Below are 6296 nucleotides of genomic sequence, written 5' to 3' on the forward strand. Positions count from 1 at the left end.
TCCACCTCCTACTTTTTGAAGGTTATTTTTATATACTTGCTATAATCTTGCTCAATCGTTTGTAAAGAAACAATCATCGCCTCTAGAATCAACTGCATATTAGCAGCTTTTTCAGGATTTGAAATGCTTGGCACTTCAACGTATAAATACCCTCCGTTGCCCTTTTGCTCGATAATAGGTGTTATTTCGGTAAGTGCAATTATTGCATTCACTGCACCAAATGATACAGCAGAAGCACCTGCACAAACTAAATCTTTCCCATGTTCTGCAAAATCAGCATGTCCTTTCATTTCAAAAGAATGAATATGACCTGATTGATCTCTCGATATAGTCACTTTGATCATCTTATAAACTAATAGATTCTACTACTAATTTAGTGTATGGTTGACGGTGACCTTGTTTTTTACGGTAATTCTTTTTCGCTTTGTATTTGAAAACGATGATTTTTTTAGCTTTGCCATTTTTTACAACTTTCGCTGTAACTTTAGCACCTTCCACGAATGGAGCACCAACTTTAACATCATCTCCACCTACAAATAAAACTTTGTCGAAAGTTACAACTTCATCAGCATTAGCATCTAATTTTTCAATGTAGATTTCTTGCCCTTGTTCAACTTTGATTTGTTTACCACCAGTTTCAATAATTGCGTACATACTTGCACCTCCTCTTAGACTAAGACTCGCCTTCCAAAAGGTGATCCAGTGACCTGAATGCTTGAACCTTTTCAGAGCGGTTGTAGCAACGGGTGCTGCTACAAACAATAACATTAAAATATTACCATATATAAAATTTTGAGTCAAGCAGCTTTTGTAATTCTTTCATATGCAAGCTTGTACTTTCTAAATCTCCAATAGGAATAGTTTTGCAAAAAAATGAACAAAAAAATAAGAGAAGCCGATATTGCTTTTGGAAAGTATATGAAACTCATACAAAAGATTAGCCCACTTCCCCACATAGAGAAAATAATCAGTCTTTCATAATTATGGGGAAACAGCGTATCTAACGCTCGTCCACCGTCTAATGGATAAATGGGTAATAAATTTAAACTTAATATAATCACTTGTACAAAAAAAACAAGACTGTCTTGTGGAAAGTCAATAAAAAAGCTAAATAGTAATAGTAAAAACGTACAAAAAGGGCCACCCAAAATAACAAATAGCTGGTCACTTTTTTTTACTTTAGAAAATTGCTGCATCTTAATTTCTCCACCATACGGTAAAATAGTGCAAGAACGAACTTTAATACCAACTATTTTGGCACCAATCAAATGTCCCACCTCATGAATAAGCAAAGAACCAAATACAATCGAATATATTGCAAATTCTCCTGATAAATAAAAGAACAGGAAAAATGGAATCATAATAGGATGTACTTTAAAAACATGCTTATTCATAAGTTGCAGCTAGCCAATCAACAAGTTCGCTCATCTCCAAATTCTTTCCATCTTTTTTTACTTGAATATACAATAACTCATTCTCAGCAGTTGCAAAAACGTCTCCTGCATTCACCATTGTATATGGTAATTGATGAAACTCCTCCAAGAAACCAAATGTAGCCGTTTCTCCTGTATCATATAAAATAGACATTGTTTTATTTGTTTTTTTCGTATAACCAGTGAAAATGATTAATCCATTATCAGATGCATATAAATCTTGCGAATCATTAATTGCCAAAATAGCTCCTTCATCAAAAGATTGTATCGATTGGTATTCGATTAAAGGAGGATCCGCCACAGGAGCGCTGACACTGATTTTTTTATCCGACTGTTCCACCCATGCCTTTACTTTTTTATACACTTCTGCCGGCTTCTGAGGTTCCAATAATGTCGTTGTATAATTTGTGGATAACGTATTATTTGCCTCTAGCTTCGTCACTAAAAAAAAGACTAATACTAATATAAAAGCAAGTGCCCATTTTCTTTTTGATAGCATAACATTCCCCCTAGTAGGAATGTATGATGGCAAGTACATTTTAATGAACAAAAAAGAAGCGAACGCTAAAATTATTAGACGTTGGCTTCTTTTTATCTTATTTAGAAAAAATAGATTTGATCTTCGACATAACGCCTTTTTTAGGCATGTCCATTGACATTAACGGTACCGATTCTCCTAAAATACGGCGAGCAATATTCCGATATCCAAGCGCCGCTCTGTTAGAAGGATCCATAACAACAGGCTCTCCCTTATTAGAAGAAGTGATAACACTTTCATCATCCGCAACTATTCCTAATAAGTCTATGGATAAATGCGTTGTTATTTCATTAATATCCAACGCTTCCCCTTTCGTCATTAAATGCTGACGAATGCGGTTAATGATTAACTTCGGAGGGTCAATAGATACTTCCTGTTCTAATAACCCGATGATTCGATCTGCATCACGAACTGCAGAAATTTCTGGTGTTGTGACGACGATCGCTTTGTCTGCTCCAGCAATTGCATTTTTATATCCTTGTTCAATACCTGCTGGACAATCGATTAAAACGTAGTCATAATCACGTTTTAGTTCTGTTACAAGTTCTTTCATTTGTTCTGGACTCACTGCGTTTTTATCAGTTGTTTGAGCTGCTGGCAATAAATATAATTTGTCTTCGAAACGTTTATCTTTCACTAGTGCTTGATGCACTTTGCAACGACCTTCAATTACGTCGACTAAATCATAAATAATTCTATTTTCAAGCCCTAGAACAACATCCAAATTTCGTAAACCGATATCTGTATCCATTAAACAAACTTTTTTCCCTTGTAGAGCCAATGCAGTTCCAAGGTTTGCAGTTGTGGTCGTTTTACCGACCCCACCTTTCCCAGAAGTTATTACGATTGCTTCTCCCACATTAGCTTCCTCCTTTAAATGTTGACAGATTTGGTCTTAATAATCGAAGTTCTTGCAAGCGATCAATAGCGATCAAACCATTTGTATGTAAGTATGCACATTCCATTTCAGGATGTTCGGATAATACGCTTAACTCATCTGTCATTGTTTCGATAACATTATCAATGATCAAATGTGTTGCTTCCAACCATGACGCGGCAATCACTGCATCCTTATTTCCATTTGCACCAGCATGCGCTATCCCTTTTAAACGGCCTAATACAAAAACATTTCCACCAGCAACAACACGGCCATTAGGATTCACATCCCCGATTACTACCAAATCTCCAACTGCAGTAATTACTTGTCCGGATCGAACAATACCTACAAATGTCTCAGACTGGTTTTCTAGTAATCTTCTATTACATTCTTCCACAGTCATTACATCACTTTGTATTTTCGTTACACGAAGATGCTCTGTTTGTTGCACACAGTTAATAATTTCTTTCGCTTGCACATCATTACAATATCGATGCCCTAATTGTAACAGCACTTCCGCTTGACCTTCAAATCCTTCATCAGATACCTTTTTTGTCAACTCTTCTAAAAGTTCTGTATATGAACATTGATCGTCTAGACGTAATACAAGCCCTTCTTTTGTTCCTTTAATCGATATTAACTGCTTTTTCGTCAATCAAGTCACCTCAGATCTACTGTCTAACCAAAAATTATTTTTGAAGAAGTAATGCTTTTTGGTTAAACCGATTTAGAAGAATATATTTAAACGCCCATCCAAACATTAATATAAATACAGAATTAGCAATCATCGTTGGGATGAGATTATAATGAAAGAAATCTGCAAAGGTCATCGTTTTAATACCAATGAATGTATAAAATAAAAACAATAATATTTCTACTACAGCAACTAATAAAAGCGACAAAATAGTAGCAACAAGTAAATGATTATGGATAAATTTCACGATAAAACTAGCTACTAAACACATTAACGGAAAAATAAAAGAATATAATCCAATAATATCAATGAAAAAGACATCATACAAGAGTCCAAAAATCAATCCGTAAAGCATTGCCCGTTTACGGTCGTAATAAATAGCAATAAATATTAAATACATGATTAAAAAACGAGGAACGAGTACATAAAAGTCTCCATTTAATTCGATAGGTGAAAAAAGTCCAAAAATCGGTTCCATATAAAATAATAGAACCGAAATAATTATTACAAGATAACGAATCATGAGCCTTCCCCTGCACCTTCTGTTAAATCAGCTTCTGTGTTTCCACCATCTGTTCCGTCTACAGGATTGATTGTTCGTTTAGATATAATAACATGATCTAAAATAGAAAAACTCGCTGCTGGCTTAACGTATGCAAGTTGAGTTAAACCATAATCATCCGTCGTCACCTCGGTTACTTCCCCGATTAAAATACCTTTTGGAAAGATTCCGCCTAAACCAGAAGTAGTTACTTTTTGACCTTTTTTCACTTCGAATTCCGAATCAATTCTTTTTAATACAAGTTCTTTACGCTGCACATCATAACCTTCGATTAATCCAAAAACTTCTTGTTCATCTGCAATAACTGCTGAAACACGATAATTAGGATTTTGGGTCGATAAAAGTTCCACCGTGGATGTATAAGGAGTCGTCAATATAACTTTCCCGATTAATCCTTGGGATGTCATAACAGCCATATTCACAGATACCCCATGTATTTCCCCTTTGTCAATAATAATTTTTTCTTCCCATTGATCTGGGTTACGGGCAATTACAGTAGATTGGATAGGATTGAATGCACGAAGACTTTCTTCTTTATCAATAATCTTTCTAATCTTATCATTTTCAATTTGTAAATCATTTACACTAGCTTGTAAGGAAGCATAATCTTCTAATCTTGCTTTCAACCGTTTATTTTCATCATATGTATTAAGTAAAGATTCGACATTATTAAAAATACCGGTAACATACTGAGTCGGCTTGGAAAACATAGTTTGTCCAAAACCGACCACATCTTTAATTAATTGTTCAGGTAACGATGCATGATTTCGATCTCGCAAAGAAAAGCTGATGAGCGCCACAAGAAATATCATCCCTACAAGCAGCAAAATTAATCGCTTATTCGAAAAAAATTGTGGCATACCTCACTTCTCCTTACTGTTTAGTTTGTTGACGTTTTAATAAACCCATATGATCTAGGGCTTTCCCTGTACCGATCGCAACGCAATCCAATGGATCTTCTGCAATAAATACTGGCATATTCGTTTGATCACTAATTACTTTGTCTAGGTTTCTCAATAATGCTCCACCACCAGTAAGCATAATACCACGTTCCATTACATCTGCCGATAGTTCTGGAGGTGTTTGTTCTAATGTTTTCTTCACACCATCAATAATAGAAGCAATAGATTCACGTAATGCACTAGCGATTTCTGTTGACGTAATATCAATCGTTTTCGGTAACCCTGTAACTAAGTCACGACCACGAATATCCATTTTTTCGTCTCCATCTGTTACTCTTGCAGAACCAATTTCCATTTTAATCGCTTCCGCCGTGCGTTCCCCAATTGTTAAGTTATACGTTTTGCGTACATAGCTTGTAATTGCTTGGTCCATTGCGTCTCCACCAACACGGACAGATTCACTCGTTACGATACCTCCAAGAGAAATAACAGCCACTTCGGTAGTACCTCCACCTATATCAACGACCATACTTCCCGTAGGTTCCCAAACAGGTAAATTTGCACCGATTGCTGCAGCAAATGGTTCTTCAATCGTTACAGCATCACGAGCTCCAGCTTGTTTTGCCGCATCGATAACCGCGCGTTGTTCTACAGAAGTAATTCCAAACGGAACACAAATCATGACATTCGGTTTACTCCAGGACATTCCTGATGCTTTAATAGCATTTTTCAAATAATACTCAATCATTGCAGAAGTCGTATCGAAATCAGCAATAACCCCGTCTTTCATCGGACGAATTGCTACGATAGAACCGGGTGTACGTCCAATCATATTTCTTGCATCATTACCAACTGCAACAATCGCACCATTTTGTACATTTTTCGCAACTACTGAAGGTTCTCTTAACACAATACCTTTACCCTTAATAAAAACAAGCGTATTCGCTGTTCCTAAGTCAATTCCTAAATCTCTTGATCCAAATCCAAACACAATTTTTTACTCCCTTTCTATCCTTACGCAAGTTTCACTTAGTTGATTTTAAAGTCATAACTCACATTATAACGGATAGAACGAAAAAAGCACAGTGTCACATGTACCCCTTTTCCTTCAAACTAATAAATTGATGATCTCCGATGATCACATGGTCGATCAACTCTATGCCCATCAACTGTCCTGCCTCTAATAATCTTTTAGTAACTTCTATGTCCTCTGGTGAAGGAGAGGCGTTGTAGGGTAGGAATCATGCGCCTTATTATGTTTCCATAATAGGTTTCACAATTCCCCCCTCC

At 36.1% G+C, this 6296-nt stretch carries 9 protein-coding genes, 1 pseudogene and 1 other annotated feature; all 10 genes and pseudogenes read right to left on the reverse strand.

Going from position 1 to position 6296, the window contains the following annotated elements; translation table 11 throughout:
- Positions 1-8 precede the first annotated feature (8 nt).
- Positions 9-344, reverse strand: a complete 336-nt coding sequence (locus FS486_RS10075) for a ribosomal-processing cysteine protease Prp (protein WP_144511200.1) — start codon at positions 342-344, stop codon at positions 9-11.
- A gap of 1 nt (position 345) precedes the next feature.
- Entirely contained in the window at positions 346-654 is a 309-nt protein-coding gene (gene rplU / locus FS486_RS10080; protein ID WP_093266260.1) for a 50S ribosomal protein L21, read from the reverse strand.
- A 12-nt stretch (positions 655-666) separates the two neighbouring features.
- Positions 667-746: a sequence feature (ribosomal protein L21 leader region), on the reverse strand.
- A gap of 51 nt (positions 747-797) precedes the next feature.
- A complete protein-coding gene (locus FS486_RS10085) occupies positions 798-1394 on the reverse strand; it encodes a site-2 protease family protein (protein WP_144511201.1) in 597 nt (198 codons plus the stop codon).
- Complete coding sequence (locus FS486_RS10090) at positions 1387-1932, reverse strand: hypothetical protein (RefSeq protein WP_144511202.1); 546 nt, start codon at positions 1930-1932, stop codon at positions 1387-1389. Before FS486_RS10090 ends, FS486_RS10085 begins: the two co-directional genes overlap by 8 nt.
- Before the next feature lie 97 nt (positions 1933-2029).
- Complete coding sequence (gene minD, locus FS486_RS10095) at positions 2030-2830, reverse strand: septum site-determining protein MinD (protein ID WP_144511203.1); 801 nt, start codon at positions 2828-2830, stop codon at positions 2030-2032.
- Position 2831: 1 nt separating this feature from the next.
- Positions 2832-3503, reverse strand: coding sequence for a septum site-determining protein MinC (gene minC, locus FS486_RS10100; protein WP_144511204.1), 672 nt, complete (start codon positions 3501-3503; stop codon positions 2832-2834).
- A 34-nt stretch (positions 3504-3537) separates the two neighbouring features.
- The gene (mreD, locus tag FS486_RS10105) at positions 3538-4065 is read right to left on the reverse strand and encodes a rod shape-determining protein MreD (protein ID WP_144511205.1); all 528 of its coding nucleotides are present in this window, start codon (positions 4063-4065) and stop codon (positions 3538-3540) included.
- Positions 4062-4964: a rod shape-determining protein MreC gene (gene mreC / locus FS486_RS10110; RefSeq protein ID WP_144511206.1), complete on the reverse strand. Its 903-nt coding sequence runs from the start codon at positions 4962-4964 to the stop codon at positions 4062-4064. The genes mreD and mreC overlap by 4 nt, the downstream gene beginning before the upstream one ends.
- Before the next feature lie 13 nt (positions 4965-4977).
- Complete coding sequence (locus FS486_RS10115) at positions 4978-5997, reverse strand: rod shape-determining protein (RefSeq protein ID WP_144511207.1); 1020 nt, start codon at positions 5995-5997, stop codon at positions 4978-4980.
- A 97-nt stretch (positions 5998-6094) separates the two neighbouring features.
- Positions 6095-6235: pseudogene (locus FS486_RS10120) on the reverse strand (JAB domain-containing protein); the annotation flags it as partial.
- Positions 6236-6296: the final 61 nt, after the last annotated feature.

Origin of the sequence: Bacillus sp. FJAT-22090 (genome assembly GCF_007676755.1) — a bacterium.
Classification (GTDB): domain Bacteria; phylum Bacillota; class Bacilli; order Bacillales_A; family Planococcaceae; genus Psychrobacillus.

Coding starts and splice junctions, on each gene's coding strand:
- rplU (WP_093266260.1), bottom strand. CDS start 654: ATGTACGCAATTATTGAAACTGGTGGTAAACAAATCAAAGTTGAACAA.
- FS486_RS10090 (WP_144511202.1), bottom strand. CDS start 1,932: ATGCTATCAAAAAGAAAATGGGCACTTGCTTTTATATTAGTATTAGTC.
- FS486_RS10085 (WP_144511201.1), bottom strand. CDS start 1,394: ATGAATAAGCATGTTTTTAAAGTACATCCTATTATGATTCCATTTTTC.
- mreC (WP_144511206.1), bottom strand. CDS start 4,964: ATGCCACAATTTTTTTCGAATAAGCGATTAATTTTGCTGCTTGTAGGG.
- mreD (WP_144511205.1), bottom strand. CDS start 4,065: ATGATTCGTTATCTTGTAATAATTATTTCGGTTCTATTATTTTATATG.
- FS486_RS10075 (WP_144511200.1), bottom strand. CDS start 344: ATGATCAAAGTGACTATATCGAGAGATCAATCAGGTCATATTCATTCT.